The sequence below is a fragment of the Lelliottia sp. F153 genome (assembly GCF_002870005.1).
GTDB lineage: Bacteria > Pseudomonadota > Gammaproteobacteria > Enterobacterales > Enterobacteriaceae > Enterobacter > Enterobacter nimipressuralis.
In genome coordinates this window covers 1,467,932-1,489,863 of sequence record NZ_PKFT01000001.1, presented here as the reverse complement: position 1 = coordinate 1,489,863, position 21,932 = coordinate 1,467,932, and the positions used below count along the sequence as shown (strand labels likewise).

Genomic DNA, 21,932 nt, shown 5'->3' with positions numbered 1-21,932 from the left:
GTCAGAAGTCATCTTTCTTTGACCGTAACCATGCAAAACGCTCTTCAGGTTGTTGCAAATTTGTTTCTTGGTTAATTTTATTAATTAAATCAATATCATCGGTTCTCAAAAATAAATTTATTTTGCGCTCATTTTTCAGAATTACGGGCAGTGTATTTTGTTTTTTTGCCCGTAACTCATTCACTTTGTGGTAATAATCCTGAATCGCAGGATCGTCAGGCAAGATGCTCAATGCAAACTTCATATTTGCTAATGTATATTCGTGGGCGCAGCAAACGAGGGTATCATCCGGGAGAGCGTTTATCCTCTGGAAGGATTGGTACATCTGGGTTGGTGTCCCTTCGAACAATCTTCCGCACCCGCCAGAGAACATCGTGTCACCGCAGAAAAGATAAGGGAAACTGAAGAAAGAAATGTGTCCGGAAGTGTGACCGGGTGTAGCAAATACAGAAAAATCGTATCCCAGTATGAGGATTTTTTCGCCATCTTCGACTACCCGTGTCGTGCCCTTATCTTGTGTATCCTGTGGACCATAAACCACTAAATGGGGAAATTTCGCCCGTAAAGCAGGGACACCGCCGACATGATCGTGATGATGGTGAGTCAGCAAAATGGCCTCTGGCTGCCAGCCATTTTCTTCAATGGCCTGCAATACCGGTGCCGCATCGCCTGGGTCGACAATAATGCAACGCTTATCATCGCCGACTAAAACCCAGATGTAGTTGTCCTGAAACGCGGGAATGCTGATAAGATTCATAAATTACCTCTCATTACGTAACGGGTGTGTTGATGAAGCCGGCAAGGATACCTCAGATTGTCTCAGCACCAGAGCACTGGTCCCAGTTGCGGTGGGGTGAATACTATCGCGAGGCGCTTGAGCGTCAGCTCAATCCCTGGTTTGCAAAAATGTATGGTTTTCATCTGCTTAAGATTGGCAATTTGAGCGCGGAAATCAACTCCGAAAGCTGCGCCATCTCCCATCAGGTGAATGTATCCCTTAACGGTCACCCCCTTCAGGTTAAAGCCGATCCGCTTCATTTGCCATTCGCCGAGAAATCCGTCGACGCCTGCCTGATGGCCCACACGCTCCCCTGGTGCAGCGACCCGCACCGTTTACTGCGCGAAGCCGACCGCGTGCTAATCGATGACGGCTGGCTGGTCCTCAGCGGTTTCAATCCGATGAGCCTGATGGGATTGCGCAAGCTGGTGCCCGTTTTGCGCCGCACGCCGCCCTATAACAGCCGCATGTTTACCTTTACACGTCAGCTCGACTGGCTGTCATTGCTCAATTTTGAAGTGATGTACTACAGCGGCTTCCAGGTTTTACCCTGGGCGGGGAAGGGCGGTAAAATGCTGACAACCCATCTGCCAGCACTTGGCTGCATGCAGCTCATCGTGGCGCGTAAGCGAACGGTTCCACTTACGCTGAACCCGATGAAGCAGAGCAAATCAAAAGCACAAATCCGACAGACGGTCGGGGCGACGCGACAGTACCGAAAACCCTGATCAGGATTCCGGCTGATAGCCCACGTCATCGTGGATCGGATTCATCGCCGCTTCGCGCGCCAGAACGTCGCAACGTTCGTTTTCCGGATGCCCCGCATGCCCTTTGACCCATTCCCACTTAATGGTGTGATGGCTCAGTGCCGCGTCCAGACGCTTCCAGAGATCGACATTCTTGACCGGTTTCTTATCGGCTGTTTTCCAGCCACGCTTTTTCCAGTTGTGGATCCACTGGGTAATCCCCTGGCGCACATACTGGCTGTCGGTACTGATAACCACATCGCAATCTTCTTTTAATGCTTCCAGCGCGACGATAGCGGCCATCAGCTCCATGCGGTTATTAGTGGTCAGACGAAAACCTTCATTAAAGGTCTTCTCATGCTCACGGTAACGCAAAATGGCGCCGTAGCCGCCCGGTCCTGGATTGCCGAGGCAAGATCCATCGGTGAAAATTTCTACCTGCTTAATCATCTCTGGTAGACTTCCTGTATTTGAAACGATCAGTAAAACGACGAGTCTGACATAAATGACCGATATGAGCACTGCAATTACACGACAGATCGTCCTCGATACCGAAACCACCGGTATGAACCAGATTGGCGCACATTACGAAGGCCATAAGATCATTGAGATCGGTGCCGTCGAAGTGGTGAACCGTCGTCTCACCGGCAATAACTTCCACGTGTACCTGAAGCCCGACCGTCTGGTGGACCCGGAAGCATTCGGCGTTCACGGAATTGCCGATGAGTTTCTGCTGGATAAACCGACCTTCGCCGACGTTGCCGATGAGTTTATGGACTACATCCGCGGGGCTGAGCTCGTCATCCATAATGCTTCGTTCGATATCGGCTTTATGGACTATGAGTTCAGTAAGCTCAACCGCAATATCCCGAAAACCAATACCTTCTGCAAAGTCACCGACAGCCTGGCGCTGGCGAGGAAGATGTTTCCGGGCAAGCGTAACAGCCTCGATGCCCTCTGCTCGCGCTACGAAATAGATAACACCAAGCGTACGCTTCACGGTGCACTGCTCGATGCCCAGATTCTGGCGGATGTCTATCTGACCATGACAGGCGGCCAGACTTCGATGGCGTTTAGCACCGAAAACGACTCCCGTCAGGCGGGTGACACCGGAATTCAGCGCGTGGTGCGTCAGGCGAGCCGTCTGCGGGTGATTTTAGCCAGTGACGAAGAGATCGCCGCCCATGAATCGCGTCTCGATATCGTGCAAAAGAAGGGCGGCAGCTGCCTCTGGCGCGCATAACAGATGCCGTTATGCTGTAAAAAGCACCGTGTGGGCGAATTTTGCAGCAACTGATTCAAAAGTTGAGAAAAAGCGTTGACGGGATCGGAACCAAACCGTAATATTCGCCTCGTTCCCAAGGGAACAATGCGGAGCGGTAGTTCAGTCGGTTAGAATACCTGCCTGTCACGCAGGGGGTCGCGGGTTCGAGTCCCGTCCGTTCCGCCACATTAGAAAGCCTGAATCAGAAATGATTCAGGCTTTCGTCATTTCAGCGCCTCATCTCTTTTATCTCTTATCTCCCCTCTGATGTTAGTTAACAAAAAGTTAATATTAGCAGTGCAATTTATTAACAATTGTTCGATATTGGTGCGATGGCTGCACTTTTAGTGTGCAATTCCGTCTCATCCCTTCGCTCCAAACGTTTCCTCTTGTAACAATCCTGTAAAAATAAGTCTCAAATAATCATTAGCTTACTTACGGTTTTCCAGAAAGTTCCTGAACCAATGATTTATTGGTTCATAAATTGCTTAACTCTATGTGCAATAAGACGTTATCTATATCAATAACTTATTGTTAATAAAAATAAAGCAATGATGAGAGCAGGCGAACCAATATGGAAAAATCGTCACGGTTTCTGGCAAATTCCAGCACCGCACTTGAGCAGTTGCGCGGTCTGATCAACCAGCACGAGTCAACACCAGGCATTCCGCTGCCCACCGAACGTGAGCTGTCGGAAACACTCGGCGTAGGGCGACGCGAAGTTCGTCGTGCGCTGGACGTGCTGGAAGAAGAGGGACGCATCTGGCGCAAGCAGGGCAAAGGCACTTTCATTGGCCCTGCCGCACCGGTTGAACCTCTTGCGCTTCAGGGGCTGGTGCAGCAAACCAATCTGCTGGAAGTGATGGAAGCCCGCCTGCAGCTCGAACCCGGCTTAGCCCGTCTTGCGGCACTGCGTGCCACCAGGGAAAACCTCGCGCTGATGCAGCGCATGCTGGAACGCATCGACAAGGTCAGCCCGGATGACCGCGATCTTAACGAACTGTGGGACAGCGCCTTTCACCGCGCCATTGCTGAGGCTGCGGGTAATCGCCTGATGCTGGGGTTATTCGATGCTATTGATGCAGTCCGGCGCGAGCCTAGCTGGCAGCACCTGCGTGAGCTGGCGCGTACGCCGGAGCGCGTCGACAGCTACAACGATCACCACCACAAAATCATGACGGCGATTATCCACCGCCAGCCCAATGAAGCAGCCGCCGCGATGCGCGAACACCTGCTCACCCTGCAAACTGCCCTGATTCAGGCCATCAACCTTGAGGATGATTCCCTGTTATGACGACGATCCCTTTTAAGGAGGCAGCGCCGGTCCTTCGCCTGCACAATCTCAATGTGAAATTCGCTGGATCGCCGGTCAGCGTGCTCGACGGCATCTCCCTGACCGTGAAATCCGGTGAAACGCTGGCGCTGGTGGGGGAGTCCGGCTGCGGAAAAAGTATCACGTCGCTGGCGCTGATGGGGCTGCTGCCTGCCAGTGCGCAAATTGTCAGCGGTGAAATGCAGTTCCGTCGCCACGATCTGCGCAAGCTCTCCCCGCGTGAATACGCCGATCTGCGCGGCAGTGAACTGGCGATGATCTTTCAGGAGCCGATGACCTCCCTCAACCCGGCTTTTACTCTCGGCGATCAGCTTAGCGAAGCGGTGATCCGCCACCAGAAAATGTCGAAATCCGACGCCATGAAAGTGGCGCTGCAAATTCTGGAAAAGGTGCAGATCCCGGCGCCGGAAATGCGTCTTAAATCTTATCCCCATCAGCTTTCCGGCGGGATGCGCCAGCGTGTGATGATTGCGATGGCGCTCATTAACCATCCGCGCCTGCTGATTGCCGACGAACCGACCACCGCGCTGGACGTGACAATCCAGGCGCAAATTCTGACGTTGCTGAATACCTTAAAAGCCGAAACCGGCACCGCCGTGCTGATGATCACCCACGATCTGGGTGTGGTGGCGGAAGTCGCGCAGCAGGTGGCGGTGATGTATGCCGGACAGGTCGTGGAGCAGGGCAGCGTCGAGAGTATTTTTGCCGATCCGCAGCACCCCTACACCATCGGTCTGATGGGGTCGATTCCGTCTCTCGGTGCGCGTAAAGGCCAGCTTTCGACCATTCCGGGCAGCGTGCCGTTGCCCGAATCGATGCCGAAGGGCTGCCGTTTCGCCACCCGTTGTCCCTTCGCCCAGACGCGCTGCCACGATGAAAAACCGCAGCTTCACACCCTTGGAGCGGGCCATCAGGTGGCCTGTTTCCGTGTGCCCCTTGAGCAACACATTGCGCTGGGAGAAATCGCATGACCACCCCGATCCTCGAAGCTCGCGATCTGAGCAAACTCTTCCCCGGCCCGAAAAAACTCTTTGCGCCGGCCCGTTTTGTCACTGCCGTTGACCGGGTTTCACTCGCCGTGATGCCGGGCGAAACGCTGGCCATTGTCGGTGAGTCCGGTTCCGGGAAATCCACCCTCGGTCGATTGCTGCTTCGCCTGCTGGCGGCCAGCGAAGGGCGCGTGTTCTATCAGGGCGAAGAGATTACCCACGCGTCGGGTTCGCGCCTCAACCAGCTTCGTCGTGAACTGCAAATCATCTTTCAGGACCCGTTCGCCTCGCTCAATCCGCGCATGACGGTAGAGCAGATCGTCGGTGAACCCCTGTGGCTGCACCAGAATATGAAAAAAGCCGACCGCCAGTATCGCGTCGCGGAGCTGCTGAAAACCGTCGGGCTGCCTGCCGCCTGGGCCGGACGCTATCCACACGAGTTTTCCGGCGGACAGCGTCAACGTATCGGCATTGCGCGCGCGCTAGCCTCCGGGCCAAAACTGCTGCTGGGCGATGAGCCGGTTTCCGCGCTGGATGTCTCCGTGCAGGCGCAGGTAGTGAACCTGCTCGAAAGCCTGAAACACCAGCTGGGGCTGACAATGGTGATTGTCGCTCACGGCCTTGCGGTCATTCGCCACATGAGCGACCGCGTGGCGGTGATGTATCTCGGCCAGATTGTTGAGCTGGCTACCGTCGATGAAATCTTTGACGCGCCGCTGCACCCGTACACGCAGGCGCTGATTACCTCTGCGCCCCAGATGCAGCCGGGCATGGAACGTGACGCGCCGCTGTTGCAGGGCGACTTACCGAATCCGGCGAATCCCCCTTCCGGGTGTCGGTTCCACACCCGCTGCCCGTATGTCACGGATGAATGCCGCCAGGTCGAACCCATCGCACAGGTTCTGGAGGGCGGGCGTCAGGTGGCCTGCCATCGCTGGCAGGAAATTAACCGCGATCGCAGTGTTATCCAGATAGCACCGCCATCTGCTGCCTTTTTGCGCCGCCGCGCGCTGTTTGAACATGCGGCATCACTCTCGTCTCTTCCAGCAAGGAACTCATGATAATGACAATGCGTAATTCTCTTTTGACCGTACTGGGAAGTGTTATGTTGTTGGGCGCAGCACTTCCTGCGCACTCGGAAAGCGTTCTGCGAATTGGTCTGGGCGCAGACCCGGATATGCTCGATCCTCATCTGGCGCGCACCTACTATGGCCGCTTCGTCTTCGCCTCTCTGTGCGACAGGCTGGTGGACGTGGATGAAAATCTGAAGGTCGTGCCGGGCCTGGCAAAAGACTGGTCCTGGAGCGACGACAACAAAACCCTGACCATGAATCTGCGTGAGGGGGTGACCTTTCACGATGGCGAAAAATTTGACGCTGAAGCGGCGAAATATAACCTCGAACGCGCCCTGACCTTAAAAGGCTCGCTGCGTAAAAGTGAAATCTCTTCTGTCGAATCGGTGGAAGTGAAAAGCCCAACTCAAATTGCCATTCACCTGAAAACGCCGGATGCCGCGCTGCTGATGCAGTTGACCGACCGCGCAGGGGCGATGATGGCGCCGGAAGCGGCCAAAAAGCCGGATTTTGCCGCCCATCCTGTCTGCTCTGGCCCGTACAAATTTGACAGCCGCGTCTCTCAGGACCGCATCGTTCTGAGCCGTTTCGACAACTACTGGAACAAAGACGCCTATCACTTCGACAAAATCATCTATCTGCCGATCCCGGATGCCTCGGTGCGTCTGGCAAACCTGCGCGCGGGTGACCTCGATCTGACAGAAGGTATCGCCGCCAGCGACGTAAAAACCGTCGAAGCCGACAGCAAACTGGCGTTGGCGAAAGTGACTGGTCTCGGTTATCAGGGGATCACTTTCAACATCAATAACGGCAAAGTCCCGGCCAACGATCCGTTCAAAGATGCGCGTGTGCGCGAAGCGTTCTCACTGGCCATCGACCGCGATGCGCTGAACCAGGTGGTATTTGAAGGTTTGTATACCCCGGCAAACCAGGCGTTTTCGCCGGTCAGCCCTTACCACGTCAAGGTGCCGGTTCCGGCCCGCGATGTGGAAAAAGCGAAAGCCCTGCTAAAAGCGGCGGGCATCAACGGGCCGCTGAACGTCAATCTGCTAGTGCCGAACAACCCAACGTCACAGCAGGTGGGCCAGGTTCTGCAGGCGATGACGGCGGAAGCGGGCTTTAACCTGAATCTGCAAATGACGGAATTCGCCACGCTGCTCGATCGTCAGCAGAGCGGTGACTATCAGCTGAGCTTCTCCGGCTGGTCCGGTCGTCCGGATCCAGACGGCAGCATCTTTGGTTTCATCAACAGCAAAGGCAACCTCAACGACGGCCGTTACAGCAACGCGCAGGTCGACGAGTGGCTGACCCAGGCGCGTCTGAGCACCGATCCCGCCGCCCGCCAGCCGCTGTACGACAAGGTCGTAAAACAGCTGCAAACGGACATGCCGATTGCTTATCTCTACTTTGAGCCACGCATTTTTGGCCTGAACAAGAGCGTGCAGGGCTTCAAACCGTACCCGGACGGCATCGTGCGTCTGGCGGGCTTGTCGCTTGCTAAGTAATTGAGGGCGTGAGGAGAAACCATGCTGGAACTGATTTGCAAACGCCTGCTGCTGGCGATCCCGACCTTACTGCTGGTGAGCATGATGGTCTTCGGGCTGCAAAAACTGCTGCCCGGCGACCCGCTGATTGCGATGGCGGGCGAAGAGCGCGATCCGGCGGTGATTGCTCAGCTGCGCGCAGAACTGAATCTCGATGCGCCGCTGCCGGTGCAATATTTTGACTGGCTGACGCGTGCGCTGCAGGGCGATCTTGGGGTCTCTTTACGCACTCACGAGCCCGTGACGTCGCTGATTGCCAGCAAACTGCCGGTCACGATGGAGCTGTCGCTGCTGGCGATGATCATTGCGCTGGTGTTCGGCATCAGCATGGGGATCCTCGCGGCGGTTAACAAAAACAGCTGGATCGATCATGGCGCCAACTTTGTGGCGATCTCGGGGATCTCGATACCGCACTTTTGGCTGGGGATCCTGTTGATTCTGGTCTTCTCGGTCAATTTGCAGTGGCTGCCCGCCTCCGGCTATGTGCCGTTCAGCGAAGATCCGCTGCAAAACCTGCGCACGCTGCTGCTGCCTGCGTCGGTGCTCGGCACCGGCCTGGCGGCGACGCTGATGCGCCATACGCGCGCCTCGATGATCGCCGTGCTGAAGGCCGATTACATCCGTACCGCGCGGGCAAAGGGGCTGCTGCCGAAAGCGGTGATCCTCAAGCACGCGTTTCGCAACGCGCTGGTGCCGGTGATCACGCTTACCACGCTGCTGTTTGGTGAACTGCTGGGCGGCGCGGTGCTGACCGAGCAGGTCTTCACAATTCCAGGCTTTGGCAAAATGATCGTCGATTCGGTGTTTAACCGTGATTACGCGGTGGTGCAGGGCGTGGTGCTGATCGTGGCGATTGGCTTCCTGATGCTGAACCTGCTGGCTGACGTGCTCTACGTCCTCATCAACCCGAAAATGCGAGGTTAATCGTGGCTGAACTGACGACTCAAACCGTAGTACCTGCGTTGCCGCGCGCGCAGAATCGGGTGCTGAAGAAATTCCTCGCCAATAAAAGCGCCGTGATTGGCGCGGTGATTGTCGGCATTTTTGTGCTCATCGCCCTGATTGCCCCCTGGCTTGCGCCTTTTGATCCGGTCAAAGCTAACTTCCTGGCGGTGCGTAAGCCGCCGTCAGAGCTGTATTGGTTTGGCACCGACGAGCTGGGCCGCGACATTCTCTCGCGCATCGTCTGGGGCGCGCGAACGTCCCTGATGGCGGGCTGCATGTCGGTGGTCATTGCCGTGGTGATCGGGGTACCGCTCGGGCTGGTGGCCGGTTACTTCCAGGGGATCTGGGACGGCGTGATCTCACGCTTTATCGAAGCGCTGCTGGCATGCCCGTTCCTGATCATGGCGATCGCCCTGGGGGCGTTTTTAGGTCCAAGCCTGACTAACGCGATGATCGCCATCGGGCTGTCGGCCATGCCGATCTTTGCTCGTCTGACGCGCGGCCAGGTGATCGCCATTCGCAACGAAGAGTACATCGACGGCGCGAAGGCGATTGGCCTGCCGGATCGCTGGATCATCGTGAAATATGTGCTGCCCAATGTGATGTCACCAATTCTGGTGCAGGCCACGCTGGCGATTGCCTCCGCCATTATCGCCGAGGCCAGCCTGTCGTTTCTCGGCCTTGGTCAGCAGCCGCCGAATCCGTCATGGGGCTCAATGCTCAACACGGCAAAAGGTTTTCTGGAACAGGCGCCATGGATGTCTGTTTTCCCTGGTATCGCCATTTTCCTTGCGGTACAGGGCTTTAATTTACTCGGTGACGGGCTGCGCGATGCGCTCGATCCGCGCCACGACTAAGGAGTCATGATGACCAAAGCGCTTGATTTTACGACCGGTTACGATTCACGACGCCCGCCAATGATGGGGCACAACGCGGTCGCCACTTCGCAGCCGCTGGCGGCGCAGGCCGGGATGCGGATGTTACAGCTTGGCGGTAACGCCGTTGATGCCGCCATTGCCACGGCAATGGCCCTGACGGTGGTTGAACCGACGGGCTGCGGCATCGGCAGCGACGCCTTTGCCATCGTCTGGGACGGCGAAAAGCTGCACGGTCTGAACGCATCAGGCCGTTCGCCTGCCAGCTGGCATGCGGATCTGTACGCCGGCAAAACCGATGTGCCAGAGCTTGGCTGGGACGCGGTGACGGTGCCGGGCGCCGTCTCCGGCTGGGTGGCACTGGCCGAGCGTTTTGGCACGCTGCCGCTGACGACCCTGGCGCAACCGGCCATTGAGTACGCGCGTAACGGTTTCCCGGTGTCGCCGCTGATTGGTCATCTGTGGCAGCGCGGCTTTAACAAACTGAAAGATCAGCCGGGCTTTAGCGCCTGCTTTGCGCCAGAGGGCCGCGCGCCGCGCATCGGTGAGATTTTCCGCAACCCGGCGCAGGCGAACTCTCTTGAGCTGATTGCCAAAACTAACGGCGAAGCCTTCTATCGCGGTGAGCTGGCGCAGAAAATCGCTGCCTTCGCCAAAGAGCACGGCGCGCATCTGACGGCAGACGATCTGGCGAATCATCGCGTCGACTGGGTGGAACTGCTGTCGCGCGATTTCGCCGGTGGATCGGTGCAGGAGCTGCCGCCAAACGGTCAGGGGATCGCCACGCTTATCGCGCTGGGGATTCTGGAGCAGTGCGGGATCGAAAAACATCATCCGGACTCTGTGCAATCTCTGCATCTGTCGATCGAGGCGATGAAACTGGCGCTGGCGGATCTCGATCGCTACGTGGCCGACGAAGAGCACATGGAGTTTGCCGCGAAAGAGCTGTTAAGCGACCACTATCTGAAATCGCGCGCGGCGCTGATTGATCAGGATAACGCCTCTGATTTCACCTACGGCGCGCCGACGCAAAGCGGTACGGTTTACCTCTCTGCCGCCGATTCCAGCGGGATGATGATCTCCTTTATCCAGTCCAACTTTATGGGCTTTGGTTCAGGCGTCGTGGTGCCGGACACGGGCATCAGCCTGCAAAACCGCGGCTGTGGCTTTGTGCTGGATCCTAAACATCCTAATGCCCTGGCGGGCAGTAAGCGTCCGTTCCATACCATTATTCCAGGCTTCGCGATGGACGGGCAGGGTAAACCGCTGATGTCGTTTGGCGTGATGGGCGGGCCAATGCAGGCGCAGGGGCACATGCAGATGGCGCTGCGTATTATGCTGCACGGGCAAAACCCCCAGGCGGCGATCGATGCGCCGCGCTGGCGCGTGGTGAAGGGCCGGGAAGTGATCGTTGAATCGAGCTTCGACCGCAATACCATTGCGGCGCTGCGCGAACGCGGGCATCAAATTACGGTGGAAGATCCGCTACAGGATTATAACTTTGGCGGCGCGCAGGTGATTTACCGCATGCCGGAAGGGCACTACGTCGCCGCAACCGAAAGCCGCAAAGACGGGCAGGCTTTAGTGAGTTAACAAGCCGCCATCAGCATGTGTAAGCCGGGTGAGGCGCTGCCGCACCCGGTTTTTTTTCATCCAATACTAAAGGGATCCGCGTCCTGCCATGCCGGAAACTTCTCCCGGTACTCTTTCAGTGCCGTCAGCGAAAGCTCGGCGTCGATACGCGTCGCCTGATGCGGTTCGGCGGTGGCAATAATTTCCCCCTGCGGATTCACCACCCGGCTATCGCCGCGGTAGTGATGCCCGTTGCCATCGGTGCCTACGCGGTTACAGCCCACCACATACGCCTGATTCTCAATGGCGCGCGCCACCAACAGCGCTTGCCAGTGCAGCGAGCGCGGCGCAGGCCAGTTGGCGACGTACAGCGCCAGATCGTAATCATTACAGTTGCGTGACCAGACCGGGAAGCGCAGGTCGTAACAGACCAGCGGCAGAATGCGCCAGCCGCGCCACTCAAACACCACCCGCTCGTTACCCGCCTCGTAGTGATGATGCTCATCGGCCATGCGGAACAGGTGGCGTTTATCGTAAAAATGCAGCGTGCCGTCCGGTTCCACCAGCAGGAAGCGGTTCACCGGCCCGCGCTCGGTCTGCAGCGCGGCGCTCCCCGCGACGAGAGCGTTCGTCTGCCGGGCCTTGCTGTGCATCCACGCGACGACGTCATCCTGCGCCAGAGACTGCTTTGCTGCCTCCATGGCGAACCCGGTAGTGAACATCTCCGGCAGCACAATCACATCGCGTCCGGTGATCTCTTCGAGCTGACGATCAAAATGGCGCAGGTTGGCGGGACCGTCCATCCACACCAGGGGCTGTTGTAAAAGGGTAATCTTCAAACCAGGCACAATCATGACTCCTCGAAAGACGGCTTTTTGACACTGTAGCACGGGAAAAAGAGAAAATGTGGCAATAAAAAACCCCGCACGCGGCGGGGTTTGTGGAAGCGATGCGGGTTAGGCCGCTTCAGGTTTGCGGACTTTCTCCGGCAGCTTTACCGGCCGGGTCGCCAGCTCGTCGTGCTCGAAATCATCCACGTTAATGCTGCGCAGACGGCTCTCTTCCGCTTTCACCAGTACCGCAGCTTCATTCTGATCGATGATGCCACCCGCCAGCGCCTGTTTGGCCAGTTCATCCAGGCGAGTAAACGGCAAGTTTTTGCCCAGCTGTTTACAGATTTTCTGGTGAACAGGATCGGCCGCCATCACATCCAGCAGCGCCTCTTCCAGCAGACCAACCGGGTTATGCTCGGTAGGCTTCAGGTACTGACCGCGACCGATACGGGAGCGGGTTGCACTTGGAACCTGCAGGATCTTCGCCACTTTGTGATCCAGGATATCGGACGGAGCCAGATGATGACGACCGGTTGGGAAGATCACCACGCGCAGTGCGCCTGCCACAAAGCGGTTCGGGAAGTTCGCCAGCAGATCGTCAATCGCCTGCTCTGCCTGATAGAGCGCATCCTGCACGCCCCAGTGGACTAATGGCAGATCCGCTTCATGACGGCCTTCATCGTCGTAACGTTTCAGGACCGCAGAGGCAAGGAACACCTGGCTCAGGACATCGCCCAGACGCGCAGAGATACGCTCGCGACGCTTCAGGTTGCCGCCGAGGACTGCCATCGACACGTCTGACAGCAGCGCCAGGTTCGCGCTCAGGCGGTTGAGATGCTGGTAGTAACGTTTGGTCGCATCACCCGTTGGTGTGGCGCTGGTGAGACCGCGCGTCAGGCCCAGCCAGAAGCTGCGCATTTTGTTGCTGCCGACATGGCCGATGTGTTTAAACAGCAGCTTGTCGAACGCATTCACGTCGTTGTTTTGCGCCGCAGCCATCTCTTCCAGTACATACGGATGGCAGCGAATCGCGCCCTGACCGAAGATCATCATGCTGCGGGTGAGGATGTTGGCGCCTTCCACGGTGATGGCAATCGGTGCGCCCTGATAGCCGCGCGCCAGGAAGTTGCCTTCGCCGAGCATAATGCCTTTACCGCCAGCAATATCCATCGCATCAATAATTGACTGCTGCGCACGATGGGTACAGTGATACTTCACGATAGCCGACAGCACAGCCGGTTTTTCGCCCAGCATGATGCCGTAGGTGATCAGCGACGCCGCCGCATCCATCACGTAAGCGTTGCCCGCGATACGCGCCAGTGGCTCTTCGATACCTTCCATCTTACCGATGGAGATTTTGAACTGACGGCGGATATGGGCGTAAGCACCAATCCCCATCGCGACCGATTTCAGGCCACCGGTAGAGTTCGACGGCAGGGTAATACCGCGACCGACTGACAGACATTCCACCAGCATACGCCAGCCCTGTCCGGCCATTTTCGGGCCGCCGATGATGTAATCAATCGGTACAAAGATATCTTCACCACGGGTCGGACCGTTCTGGAACGGTACGTTAAGCGGGAAGTGACGACGACCAATTTCGACGCCAGGCGTAGAGGTTGGGATCAGCGCACAGGTGATGCCCAGATCTTCCTCGTCGCCCAACAGTCTGTCCGGGTCTGAGAGTTTGAACGCCAGGCCCAGTACGGTGGCAATCGGTGCCAGCGTAATGTAACGCTTGTTCCAGGTCAGGCGCATACCCAGCACCTGCTGGCCCTGCCACTCGCCCATGCAGACTACGCCGGTATCCGGGATAGCACCCGCATCAGAGCCAGCTTCCGGGCTGGTCAGCGCGAAGCAAGGAATTTCCTGACCACGCGCCAGACGCGGCAGATAGTGATCTTTTTGCTCTTCGGTGCCGTAATGCTGCAGCAGTTCGCCCGGGCCTAAAGAGTTTGGTACGCCAACGGTGATCGCCAGGATACCTGACACACCCGCCAGTTTTTGCAGCACGCGAGCCTGAGCGTAAGCGGAGAATTCCAGGCCGCCGTACTCTTTCTTGATGATCATCGCGAAGAAGCGATGCTCTTTCAGATAGGCCCACAGTTCCGGAGGCAGATCGGCCATTTCATGGGTGATCTGGAAGTCGTTCGCCATGCGGCACGCTTCTTCTACCGGACCATCAATAAAGGCTTGTTCTTCTGCTGTCAGCCGTGGCTGCGGGTAGTTGTGCAGCTTTTTCCAGTCCGGGTTGCCCTGGAACAGATCGCCTTCCCACCAGGTGGTGCCCGCGTCGATGGCTTCTTTCTCCGTGCGTGACATCGGTGGCATCACTTTACGGAAGCCGCGGAACACCGGGGCGGAAATCATCGACTTACGCATCGAAGGTACGTTGAGCGGCAGCAGGATAATTGCCAGCGGCAGCACAACCCAGATATTCCACAGACCAGACAGGCCAAGCGCAGCCGTCCAGGCCAACAGAATCAGGCTACTCAGTAATAAACTGACACGGTGATAGAACAACACACCGAGCAGAACAACGGTTGCGATAATGCTCAAAATCATCATAAAGAAAAGCTCCCTTGCTTGTAGGAGGTCTGACCACTTGTGATGATATGGTTGTAGTGGATGTTATTTCTTTTAGCAATGCATTCACAAAATAATTACAACCTGGTTCACATTGTTCAGGTTTTGACAGGCACGAATAATCAAAACGCCGAGGGATCTGCATCGCCATGACCAGGAGCAGAGTTAAGTCAGTGAGAGGGGGAGAGCAGGCACTGCCAGCGCACATACCACGTCAAGTATGACGGGTATAGCTTCTCGCTTTTCTCGCGATCCGGTACACTCCCTGTGTTATTTCATCAATACTGAAGGATTATCCTCATGTACCAGGATCTTATTCGTAACGAACTGAACGAAGCGGCGGAAACGCTGGCCAACTTTCTGAAAGATGAAGCCAATATTCACGCGATTCAGCGCGCGGCGGTTCTGCTGGCAGACAGTTTCAAAGCCGGCGGCAAAGTGCTCTCCTGCGGTAACGGCGGTTCACATTGCGATGCGATGCACTTCGCTGAAGAGCTGACCGGTCGCTACCGTGAAAACCGTCCGGGCTACCCGGCGATCGCGATTTCTGACGTTAGCCACATCTCCTGCGTGGGTAACGACTTCGGTTACGATCATATTTTCTCGCGCTATGTTGAAGCGGTAGGGCGTGAAGGCGATGTGCTGCTGGGGATCTCCACGTCGGGTAATTCCGGCAACGTCATCAAAGCCATTGACGCGGCGCGTGAGAAGGGGATGAAAGTCATCACTCTGACCGGCAAAGATGGCGGTAAAATGGCGGGCTCGTCGGATATCGAAATCCGCGTGCCGCATTTTGGTTATGCTGACCGTATTCAGGAAATTCACATCAAAGTGATTCATATCCTGATCCAGCTGATCGAAAAAGAGATGGTTAAGTAAGACTTCGCTGGGGGCACTTTTGCCCCCCGCTGTTGTGGAGGTGATGTATGTGCGAATTGCTCGGGATGAGCGCCAATGTGCCAACCGATATCTGCTTTAGTTTCACCGGGCTGGTGCAGCGCGGTGGAGGAACCGGGCCGCATAAAGACGGCTGGGGCATTACCTTCTACGAAGGCAAAGGCTGTCGCACGTTCAAAGATCCGCAACCCAGCTTCAACTCTCCTATTGCCCGACTGGTCCAGGATTACCCGATAAAATCCTGCTCGGTCATTGCCCATATTCGTCAGGCGAATCGGGGCGAAGTGGCGCTGGAAAATACCCATCCGTTTACCCGTGAACTGTGGGGCCGCAACTGGACTTACGCCCATAACGGGCAACTGACCGGCTATAAATCGCTGGAAACGGGCAATTTCCGTCCGGTGGGTGAAACCGACAGTGAGAAAGCGTTTTGCTGGTTACTGCACAAGCTGACAGAGCGCTATCCGCGCACACCGGGAAATATGGAAGCAGTGTTTAAATACATCGGCACGCTGGCCTGTGAGCTGCGTGAGAAGGGTGTGTTTAACATGCTGCTGTCAGATGGGCGCTATGTGATGGCGTTCTGCTCGACCAATCTTTTCTGGATCACACGTCGTGCGCCCTTTGGCGTGGCAAAACTGCTGGATCAGGATGTGGAAATTGATTTTCAAACCGAGACCACACCCAACGATGTGGTCACGGTGATTGCCACTCAGCCCCTGACGGGCAATGAAACCTGGCAAAAGATTATGCCAGGCGAGTGGGCACTATTTTGTCTCGGGAACCGTGTAGTTTGACGCCAGCTGCGGGTGAACGACTTCATGACTCAGCGGTTTGCTGACAATGTATCGACCATCCGCGACCGAGACGGTCGGTGGCTTGTGCGTCTGCTGGAAGTAGTCGTAACCCGGTTTCAGCTGTTTCCAGAAATCCGCGTAGGTCGAATACTTGTGGCGCTGCATGTTGGCATCGGTCATGCGGAACGGATAGATGCTCACCTGCACGCCCGCCTGGCCGAAGACTAACGCGCCGGTCACAAACTGGAAAATCTCATCAATACCGCTGTCTGTCATAGCGTAGCAGCCGATAGACACGCAGGCACCGTGAATCATCAGGTATTTACCTTCGTAACCATGGGCACGATCGTAGGCGTTCGGGAAGCCGATATTGATGGCTTTATAGAAGCGGCTGTCGGGTTTGAGCTGATTGCGCTGAACGGTATAAAACCCTTCAGGACTTTTGAAATCACCCTGACGTTGTTTCGGACCTAATCCGCCGGAATAGTTACAGATTTTGTAGCTATCAAGCAGTTGATATGTCTCGCCCATTTTCACAAATAGATCGAGCGTGCGTTCTTCCTTGAAGATCTGAATATAAACCGGTGATCCCATTAATTGTTGTTTATATTCTTTGCTGACCGGTGTGGTTGAGCTGTTGCTGCCAAGCAGCCCTGCGAACGAGACACACGAGATCAGAAGCATCGCAATGAACAATGCGATTTTACGCATACTACAAGTTCCTTGATAAAGCCAAACCAACTTGCCAGGACGGCAAAAGAGACCCGAAATCAGAATTTTCTGGATTAGGAGCGCTCACATTAGCATCGCTGCATTTTTTCGCAAGAGTGAACTAATGAGTTTACAAATTAGTTGGCATTTATAGCTTATCAGGCCGCGTTTGAAACCAGGAACTTTGCGTAATTGTGGAGGATGTGAAGACGCTGATACTTTTCAATTCTGAATTTTTCACTGTATACTTATCCAGTAAAAGGGTGAGGGTTAAGTATGCGCAAAATAATCCATGTCGATATGGACTGCTTTTTTGCCGCCGTGGAGATGCGTGATAATCCGGCGCTGCGGGATGTCCCCATCGCCATTGGCGGCAGCCGCGTTAAGCGTGGTGTGATCAGCACTGCCAACTATCCGGCGCGCAAATTTGGCGTGCGCAGCGCCATGCCCACGGCGATGGCACTCAAACTCTGTCCTCATCTCATTCTGTTGCCCGGCCGCTTTGATGCTTACAAAGAGGCCTCGGCCCATATCCGGGAAATCTTCTCCCGCTACACGTCGCTCATCGAACCCCTTTCTCTCGACGAAGCCTATCTCGACGTCACGGACAGTCTGCACTGCCACGGCTCCGCCACGCTGATGGCGCAGGAGATCCGCCAGACCATTTTTAAAGAGCTAAATTTAACGGCCTCCGCCGGGATTGCGCCGGTCAAATTCCTCGCCAAAATCGCCTCGGATCTGAATAAACCGGATGGGCAATATGTCATCACGCCTGATGAGGTCCCGGCCTTTTTGAAGACTCTGCCGCTCGGCAAAATTCCTGGTGTCGGCAAAGTCTCGGCCGCAAAGCTGGAAACGCTGGGTCTGCGCACCTGCGAAGACGTGCAGAACAGCGATCTGGCGATGCTGCTCAAACGCTTTGGTAAATTTGGCCGGGTGCTGTGGGAGCGCAGTCAGGGGATTGATGAGCGCAGCATTAACAGCGAGCGCCTGCGTAAATCGGTGGGGGTCGAGCGCACGCTGGCGGAAGATATCCACGAGTGGAGTGACTGCGAAACCATTATTAACGAGCAGCTCTATCCCGAGCTGGAGCGGCGTCTGGCGAAGGTGAAACCCGATCTGCTGATTGCCCGGCAGGGGGTGAAACTCAAGTTTAACGACTTCCAGCAAACAACCCAGGAGCATGTCTGGCCGCGACTCAATAAAGACGACCTGATCGCAACGGCGAAAAAAGCCTGGCAGGAGCGCCGTGGGGGAAGGGGGGTGAGGCTGGTGGGTTTACACGTCACGCTGCTGGACCCGCAACTGGAGCGCCAGCTGGTGCTGGGGCTATAAAACGTATAAAAAAGCCCGGTAGCGCTTCGCTTACCGGGCCTATGTCTACATATCGCTATGGCACTGATTCTGCTGGCCCGACAACGCACTGCCGCCGGGCATGTACAGCGTCTTACTTAGCCGGAATCGCTTTCAGCAGTTCTGTCAGCAGCGTCCAGTAGTGGCCCACGCTTTCGATATGCACCTGCTCGTCCGGAGAGTGTGGCCCGGTAATGGTCGGCCCAATGGAGACCATATCCATATCCGGATACGGTTTCTTGAACAGACCGCACTCCAGACCCGCGTGGATCACCTGAATGTTCGGCGTGCTGTTGAACAGACGCTGATAGGTTTCACGCACCAGCGCCATGACCGGAGAGGTCGCATCTGGCTGCCAGCCTGGGTAGCTGCCCTTGGCGGAGGTTTTCGCACCAGAGAGTTTGCCCAGTGATTCCAGCATGCTCACGACATACTCTTTACCGCTGTCGATAAGAGAACGGATCAGGCAGATGATTTCCGCGCTGTCGTCGCTCATGGTGACAACGCCGACGTTAAGAGAGGTTTCCACCACGCCTTTCGCCACGTCAGAGTTGCGGATCACGCCGTTTGGCGTGGCGTTCAGCAGCTGCACAAAGCGGTCGCGTGACTCGGTCGTCAGCGCGGCTTTATCGCTGGATACGGCTTCCAGAACCACGGTCAGGTTTTTCTCTTTCACTGACAGTTCGTTTTTCAGGATATCCAGGTAGACGTTCGCCAGGTTTTTCAGCTCGTCGGCTTTGTTTGCTGCAACGGCAACGGTGGCGAAGGCTTCGCGAGGAATCGCGTTACGCAGGGTACCGCCGTTGAAGTCCACCAGACGTAAATCCAGCTCAGCCGAGTGGCCGGCCAGGAAGCGCGCCAGCAGTTTGTTGGCATTGCCCAGACCTAAATGGATATCGCCGCCTGAGTGACCGCCTTTCAGCCCTTTCAGCGTCAGCTTAAAGGTCTGGAAGCCAGCCGGAACCGCTTCACGGGTCAGAGGCAAGGTAGAGATGAAATCAATCCCCCCCGCGCAACCCATGTAGATCTCACCCTCTTCTTCAGAGTCGGTGTTGATCAGGATATCTGCCTGCAGCCAGTTGGCCTGCAGACCAAAAGCACCGTCCATACCCGCTTCTTCGGTCATGGTCAGCAGCACTTCCAGCGGGCCGTGCTCAACGCGATCGTCAGCCAGCACCGCCAGCGCGGAGGCCATACCGATGCCGTTATCGGCGCCCAGCGTGGTGCCGCGTGCTTTAACCCATTCGCCATCGATGTACGGCTGAATCGGATCTTTTGTGAAGTCGTGGTCGGTATCGTTGTTTTTCTGCGGCACCATATCCAGGTGCGCCTGCAGCACAACCGGTTTACGGTTTTCCATACCTGCGGTGGCCGCTTTACGAATCAGAATATTGCCAACCTGGTCACGCTCTGCGTGCAGGCCTTTTTCCTTCGCCCAGCCCATAATATGTTCGGCAAGCTGTTCTTCGTGATAGGAAGGGTGAGGAATGGAACAGATTTTGGCAAAAATATCCCACAGCGGCTGTGGCGATAATTGAGACAGTTCAGACACGATAAGTCTCCTTGTCGTGGCGCTGCAAACAAGCTTGCAGGTCACAGGGTTAGCAGAGTGATAGTCAGCACAAGTCGGGCTTGCGAGATGAGGTTGAGAATACCACTTTCTCCGTTCGCTGCTAGCATTAAGCACGTAAAAACTCCGCCCCGCGCCGCTAAACACTGGTTTTTAGTGCGTCAGATCTCTATAATCTCGCGCAACCTATTTCCCCCTCGAACACTTTTTAAGCCGTATATAAACAGGCTGGGACACTTCACATGAGCGAAAAATACGTCGTCACCTGGGACATGTTGCAGATTCACGCGCGCAAACTGGCTGCACGCCTGATGCCTTCTGAACAGTGGAAAGGCATTATTGCCGTGAGCCGTGGCGGTCTGGTACCGGGCGCATTGCTGGCTCGTGAACTGGGTATTCGCCATGTCGATACCGTCTGCATCTCCAGCTATGACCACGATAACCAGCGCGAGCTGACCGTGCTGAAACGCGCTGAAGGCGACGGCGAAGGCTTTATCGTCATTGACGATCTGGTCGATACCGGCGGCACTGCCGTTGCGATCCGTGAAATGTATCCAAAAGCGCATTTCGTCACTATCTTCGCCAAACCAGCTGGTCGTCCGCTGGTCAACGACTATGTTATCGACATCCCGCAGGATACCTGGATTGAACAGCCGTGGGATATGGGCGTGGTCTTCGTACCGCCGATTTCTGGCCGTTAATTACAGAACGAAATTATTTTTAACGCCCGGTGATGCCGGGCGTTGTTTTTTTTAGCCTCCAGCGCGTTACAATGCGTTTATGTGACGTAATCATGGAGGCAGCGCGCAATGACCCAGGCGAATCTTAGCGAAACCCTGTTCAAACCTCGTTTCAAACACCCGGAAACGTCGACTCTTGTTCGTCGCTTCAACCCTGGCACTCAGCCTGCTGTGCAGTCCGCTCTGGACGGCAAAAACGTGCCGCACTGGTATCGTATGATTAACCGTCTGATGTGGATCTGGCGCGGCATTGATGCCCGTGAAATTCTCGACGTCCAGGCGCGCATCGTCATGAGCGAGGCCGACCGCACCGACAGCGATCTCTACGATACGGTCGTCGGCTATCGCGGTGGCAACTGGATTTACGAATGGGCGACGCAGGCGATGCTCTGGCAGCAAAAGGCTAACCAGGAGCAGGACCAGACCCTCAGCGGAAAACACTGGCTCCACGCCGCCAACCTTTACAGCATCGCCGCCTATCCGCATCTGAAGGGCGACGATCTGGCGGAACAGGCGCAGGCGCTGGCAAACCGTGCGTATGAAGAAGCAGCCCTGCGTTTGCCGTGCAACGTGCGTGAACTGGAGTTCACCATTCCCGGCGGTGCGCCAGTCACCGGCTTTTTACACATGCCCCCTGGCGACGGCCCGTTCCCGACGGTGATGATGTGCGGCGGGCTGGACTCCCTGCAGATTGATTATTTCAGCCTGTTTGAGCGCTACTTTGCACCAAAAGGGATCGCGATGCTGACGCTCGATATGCCATCGATCGGGTTTTCCTCGAAGTGGAAGCTGACGCAGGACTCCAGCTTATTGCACCAGCATGCGTTAAAAGCGCTCGAAAATATTCCCTGGGTGGACCACACCCGCGTGGCGGCATTTGGCTTCCGGTTTGGCGCCAACGTCGCGGTACGCCTGGCCTATCTGGAATCGTCGCGCCTGAAAGCGGTGGCCTGTCTTGGGCCGGTGGTTCATGCGCTGCTCAGCGATCCCACCCGTCAGGGAAGCGTGCCGGAGATGTATTTAGACGTGCTGGCGAGCCGCCTTGGCATGCATGATGCATCAGACGAAGCGCTGCGTGTGGAACTGAACCGTTATTCATTAAAGACCCAGGGCCTGCTCGGACGCCGCTGTCCGACGCCGATGCTGTCAGGTTTCTGGAAAAACGATCCTTTCAGCCCAGAAGAAGAGTCGCGTTTAATCACCTCGTCATCTTCCGATGGCAAGCTGCTCGAGATACCCTTCAGTCCGGTGTATCAGAATTTTGACAAAGCATTGAACGAGATTACACGCTGGATCACCAAGAGATTGTGTTAAGAGATTGCTAAA

20 protein-coding genes and 1 tRNA gene are annotated in these 21,932 nt (G+C 56.0%); 15 read left to right on the top strand and 6 right to left on the bottom strand.

Annotation, left to right across the window (positions count from 1 at the left end):
• Position 1: 1 nt before the first annotated feature.
• Positions 2-757 carry a hydroxyacylglutathione hydrolase gene (gloB, locus tag F153LOC_RS07110; protein WP_102104397.1) on the bottom strand — a complete coding sequence of 252 codons (756 nt, stop codon included), beginning with the start codon at positions 755-757 and terminating at the stop codon, positions 2-4.
• 32 nt (positions 758-789) lie between these two features.
• On the opposite strand from gloB, the gene F153LOC_RS07105 reads away from it, so the two are divergent.
• Positions 790-1,506 (top strand): class I SAM-dependent methyltransferase, encoded by a 717-nt coding sequence (locus F153LOC_RS07105; RefSeq protein WP_100777525.1) that lies wholly within the window; start codon positions 790-792, stop codon positions 1,504-1,506.
• Here the strand turns inward: F153LOC_RS07105 and rnhA are convergent, their stop codons facing one another.
• Positions 1,507-2,085 carry a ribonuclease HI gene (gene rnhA, locus F153LOC_RS07100; protein ID WP_164971799.1) on the bottom strand — a complete coding sequence of 193 codons (579 nt, stop codon included), beginning with the start codon at positions 2,083-2,085 and terminating at the stop codon, positions 1,507-1,509.
• Here rnhA and dnaQ point away from each other — a divergent pair.
• The 9 genes from dnaQ (at position 2,039) to F153LOC_RS07050 (ending at position 11,140) form a co-directional block, all read left to right on the top strand.
• Positions 2,039-2,767: a DNA polymerase III subunit epsilon gene (dnaQ, locus tag F153LOC_RS07095; protein WP_164971798.1), complete on the top strand. Its 729-nt coding sequence runs from the start codon at positions 2,039-2,041 to the stop codon at positions 2,765-2,767. The genes rnhA and dnaQ overlap by 47 nt on opposite strands.
• A 130-nt stretch (positions 2,768-2,897) precedes the next feature.
• A tRNA-Asp gene (locus F153LOC_RS07085) sits at positions 2,898-2,974 on the top strand.
• A 388-nt stretch (positions 2,975-3,362) separates the two neighbouring features.
• Positions 3,363-4,082: a FadR/GntR family transcriptional regulator gene (locus F153LOC_RS07080; RefSeq protein ID WP_100777521.1), complete on the top strand. Its 720-nt coding sequence runs from the start codon at positions 3,363-3,365 to the stop codon at positions 4,080-4,082.
• Complete coding sequence (locus F153LOC_RS07075) at positions 4,079-5,092, top strand: ABC transporter ATP-binding protein (RefSeq protein ID WP_102104395.1); 1,014 nt, start codon at positions 4,079-4,081, stop codon at positions 5,090-5,092. The genes F153LOC_RS07080 and F153LOC_RS07075 overlap by 4 nt, the downstream gene beginning before the upstream one ends.
• Positions 5,089-6,171: an ABC transporter ATP-binding protein gene (locus F153LOC_RS07070; protein ID WP_102104394.1), complete on the top strand. Its 1,083-nt coding sequence runs from the start codon at positions 5,089-5,091 to the stop codon at positions 6,169-6,171. Before F153LOC_RS07075 ends, F153LOC_RS07070 begins: the two co-directional genes overlap by 4 nt.
• 2 nt (positions 6,172-6,173) lie before the next feature.
• Positions 6,174-7,688 carry an ABC transporter substrate-binding protein gene (locus tag F153LOC_RS07065; RefSeq protein ID WP_181827370.1) on the top strand — a complete coding sequence of 505 codons (1,515 nt, stop codon included), beginning with the start codon at positions 6,174-6,176 and terminating at the stop codon, positions 7,686-7,688.
• 21 nt (positions 7,689-7,709) lie between these two features.
• Positions 7,710-8,651 (top strand): ABC transporter permease, encoded by a 942-nt coding sequence (locus F153LOC_RS07060; protein ID WP_102104393.1) that lies wholly within the window; start codon positions 7,710-7,712, stop codon positions 8,649-8,651.
• A 2-nt stretch (positions 8,652-8,653) separates the two neighbouring features.
• A complete protein-coding gene (locus F153LOC_RS07055; RefSeq protein WP_100777517.1) occupies positions 8,654-9,529 on the top strand; it encodes an ABC transporter permease in 876 nt (291 codons plus the stop codon).
• Positions 9,530-9,538: 9 nt separating this feature from the next.
• Positions 9,539-11,140 carry a gamma-glutamyltransferase family protein gene (locus tag F153LOC_RS07050; RefSeq protein WP_100777516.1) on the top strand — a complete coding sequence of 534 codons (1,602 nt, stop codon included), beginning with the start codon at positions 9,539-9,541 and terminating at the stop codon, positions 11,138-11,140.
• Positions 11,141-11,196: 56 nt separating this feature from the next.
• Here F153LOC_RS07050 and F153LOC_RS07045 read toward each other — a convergent pair whose 3' ends face one another.
• A complete protein-coding gene (locus tag F153LOC_RS07045) occupies positions 11,197-11,967 on the bottom strand; it encodes an amidohydrolase (protein ID WP_102104420.1) in 771 nt (256 codons plus the stop codon).
• A gap of 108 nt (positions 11,968-12,075) precedes the next feature.
• Positions 12,076-14,520, bottom strand: a complete 2,445-nt coding sequence (gene fadE, locus F153LOC_RS07040; protein WP_102104392.1) for an acyl-CoA dehydrogenase FadE — start codon at positions 14,518-14,520, stop codon at positions 12,076-12,078.
• A 318-nt stretch (positions 14,521-14,838) separates the two neighbouring features.
• Between fadE and lpcA the strand changes: the two genes are divergently transcribed.
• Complete coding sequence (lpcA, locus tag F153LOC_RS07035) at positions 14,839-15,417, top strand: D-sedoheptulose 7-phosphate isomerase (protein ID WP_100777514.1); 579 nt, start codon at positions 14,839-14,841, stop codon at positions 15,415-15,417.
• A gap of 47 nt (positions 15,418-15,464) precedes the next feature.
• Positions 15,465-16,232: a class II glutamine amidotransferase gene (locus F153LOC_RS07030; protein ID WP_100777513.1), complete on the top strand. Its 768-nt coding sequence runs from the start codon at positions 15,465-15,467 to the stop codon at positions 16,230-16,232.
• Here the strand turns inward: F153LOC_RS07030 and dpaA are convergent.
• Positions 16,203-16,943: a peptidoglycan meso-diaminopimelic acid protein amidase gene (gene dpaA, locus F153LOC_RS07025; RefSeq protein ID WP_102104391.1), complete on the bottom strand. Its 741-nt coding sequence runs from the start codon at positions 16,941-16,943 to the stop codon at positions 16,203-16,205. The genes F153LOC_RS07030 and dpaA overlap by 30 nt on opposite strands.
• A gap of 276 nt (positions 16,944-17,219) precedes the next feature.
• Between dpaA and dinB the strand changes: the two genes are divergently transcribed.
• On the top strand, positions 17,220-18,278 hold the full coding sequence (gene dinB / locus F153LOC_RS07020) for a DNA polymerase IV (RefSeq protein WP_102104390.1): 1,059 nt from the start codon (positions 17,220-17,222) through the stop codon (positions 18,276-18,278).
• Positions 18,279-18,390: 112 nt separating this feature from the next.
• On the opposite strand, the gene pepD is transcribed toward dinB, so the two are convergent.
• A complete protein-coding gene (gene pepD, locus F153LOC_RS07015) occupies positions 18,391-19,848 on the bottom strand; it encodes a cytosol nonspecific dipeptidase (RefSeq protein WP_102104389.1) in 1,458 nt (485 codons plus the stop codon).
• Positions 19,849-20,108: 260 nt separating this feature from the next.
• On the opposite strand from pepD, the gene gpt reads away from it, so the two are divergent.
• Together gpt and frsA are read left to right on the top strand one after the other, a co-directional pair.
• Positions 20,109-20,567: a xanthine phosphoribosyltransferase gene (gene gpt / locus F153LOC_RS07010; protein ID WP_047174674.1), complete on the top strand. Its 459-nt coding sequence runs from the start codon at positions 20,109-20,111 to the stop codon at positions 20,565-20,567.
• A 108-nt stretch (positions 20,568-20,675) separates the two neighbouring features.
• The gene (frsA, locus tag F153LOC_RS07005) at positions 20,676-21,920 is read left to right on the top strand and encodes an esterase FrsA (RefSeq protein WP_102104388.1); all 1,245 of its coding nucleotides are present in this window, start codon (positions 20,676-20,678) and stop codon (positions 21,918-21,920) included.
• The last annotated feature ends 12 nt before the right edge of the window (positions 21,921-21,932 follow it).

Excerpts from the sequence above, each read along its gene's own strand:
- gloB (WP_102104397.1), bottom strand. The coding sequence starts at position 757 with ATGAATCTTATCAGCATTCCCGCGTTTCAGGACAACTACATCTGGGTT.
- F153LOC_RS07105 (WP_100777525.1), top strand. The coding sequence starts at position 790 with ATGAAGCCGGCAAGGATACCTCAGATTGTCTCAGCACCAGAGCACTGG.
- dnaQ (WP_164971798.1), top strand. The coding sequence starts at position 2,039 with ATGAGCACTGCAATTACACGACAGATCGTCCTCGATACCGAAACCACC.
- F153LOC_RS07080 (WP_100777521.1), top strand. The coding sequence starts at position 3,363 with ATGGAAAAATCGTCACGGTTTCTGGCAAATTCCAGCACCGCACTTGAG.
- F153LOC_RS07075 (WP_102104395.1), top strand. The coding sequence starts at position 4,079 with ATGACGACGATCCCTTTTAAGGAGGCAGCGCCGGTCCTTCGCCTGCAC.
- F153LOC_RS07070 (WP_102104394.1), top strand. The coding sequence starts at position 5,089 with ATGACCACCCCGATCCTCGAAGCTCGCGATCTGAGCAAACTCTTCCCC.
- F153LOC_RS07065 (WP_181827370.1), top strand. The coding sequence starts at position 6,174 with ATGACAATGCGTAATTCTCTTTTGACCGTACTGGGAAGTGTTATGTTG.
- F153LOC_RS07060 (WP_102104393.1), top strand. The coding sequence starts at position 7,710 with ATGCTGGAACTGATTTGCAAACGCCTGCTGCTGGCGATCCCGACCTTA.
- F153LOC_RS07050 (WP_100777516.1), top strand. The coding sequence starts at position 9,539 with ATGACCAAAGCGCTTGATTTTACGACCGGTTACGATTCACGACGCCCG.
- fadE (WP_102104392.1), bottom strand. The coding sequence starts at position 14,520 with ATGATGATTTTGAGCATTATCGCAACCGTTGTTCTGCTCGGTGTGTTG.
- lpcA (WP_100777514.1), top strand. The coding sequence starts at position 14,839 with ATGTACCAGGATCTTATTCGTAACGAACTGAACGAAGCGGCGGAAACG.
- F153LOC_RS07030 (WP_100777513.1), top strand. The coding sequence starts at position 15,465 with ATGTGCGAATTGCTCGGGATGAGCGCCAATGTGCCAACCGATATCTGC.
- dpaA (WP_102104391.1), bottom strand. The coding sequence starts at position 16,943 with ATGCGTAAAATCGCATTGTTCATTGCGATGCTTCTGATCTCGTGTGTC.
- dinB (WP_102104390.1), top strand. The coding sequence starts at position 17,220 with ATGCGCAAAATAATCCATGTCGATATGGACTGCTTTTTTGCCGCCGTG.
- gpt (WP_047174674.1), top strand. The coding sequence starts at position 20,109 with ATGAGCGAAAAATACGTCGTCACCTGGGACATGTTGCAGATTCACGCG.
- frsA (WP_102104388.1), top strand. The coding sequence starts at position 20,676 with ATGACCCAGGCGAATCTTAGCGAAACCCTGTTCAAACCTCGTTTCAAA.